The organism is Thermogutta sp. (assembly GCF_014359955.1).
Lineage (GTDB): Bacteria > Planctomycetota > Planctomycetia > Pirellulales > Thermoguttaceae > Thermogutta.
Genome location: NZ_JACIYL010000927.1, coordinates 1 through 1,157 on the forward strand (window position 1 = coordinate 1; position 1,157 = coordinate 1,157).

Genomic DNA, 1,157 nt, shown 5'->3' on the forward strand with positions numbered 1-1,157 from the left:
AGTGCGGCGATTCATGGAGTGCGGCGATTCATCGCCGCTTTCTGGCGAAGGCTTTAGCCTTCACTACTCTGCCGTTGATCCGAATGGAACCGGCGTCCGCCTTCCGGAGGGACCTGCTTGTCAGGTCCGTTTGTCAACCTTCGATGTTCCACCCCAGTTTACCCGGGTTTCGGTAGGGGCAATTCATGAATTGCCCCTACCGCATAGGGAGGGACCCGCTTGTCGGGTGCGTTATTTCGGAGGGACGTGCTTGTCACGTCCGCTTTTTTCGGAGGGACCCGCCTGTCGGGTCCGATAAACACCGATTGATGATCCATCCCACCTCATCGGGCACGACAAGCGTGCCCCTCCGGCCTTTCGGAGCTTTTTTCACGAAGGCTTCACCCTTCGCACGACTGGCCTTTTTCGGGTCAACTTGTATTCTCACAAACTTGGCGTATATTGGGGTTTATGTTTCGTTGGGGATGCCGGGCTGATTCCGACCGGCAGACGGGGTGGGCTGTCTAGAGGTACCTTGATCGGCCAGCCAACCGCGTGGTGAGTGGGTCGTACAAAAAGACTGGAGTGAAAGCTATGTCGGTCGGCGAGTGGGTCAGCGGTCAGGTCTTCAAGCTGGTTCATCGTCACAATCTCGTTTACAACACCTGCTGGGAGGATCCGCGGCTGGACCGCGTGGCCCTCAACATCGGGCCGGACGACACGATACTGGTCATTACCTCCGCGGGTTGTAATGCCCTGGATTACGCGCTCTTGGGCCCCCGCCACATTTACGCGGTCGATATGAATCCCCGCCAAAACGCCTTGCTGGAGCTGAAAATGGCGGGGATCCGGCATCTGGACTTTGAGACGTTTTTCCAGATTTTCGGTCAGGGACGGTGTCGGGGGATCAAGCAGATTTATGAGCAGCGTCTGCGGCGAGACCTGAGTCCCTTTGCACGCCGCTACTGGGATCGGCATATCCACCGATTTTTTGGAAAAAAACGATCGTTCTACTTCCGAGGCACGGCTGGGACATTTGCCCGGGTGATGAACACCTATATCAACAAGGTGGCTCGGGTTCGCCCATGGGTGGATCGAATCCTTGAGGCTAAAACCCTCGAAGAGCAGCGCGAGATCTATGAGAAATATCTGAAAGAGCAGGTCTGGACGCCGCTTTT

The 1,157-nt window shown here is 56.4% G+C and carries 1 protein-coding gene; it reads left to right on the forward strand.

The genetic code is table 11. From position 1 onward, the window contains the following. Positions 1 to 573: 573 nt before the first annotated feature. Positions 574 to 1,157, forward strand: a 584-nt coding sequence (locus H5U08_RS18255) for a DUF3419 family protein (RefSeq protein WP_297036423.1), incomplete at its 3' end; no start/stop codon positions are given.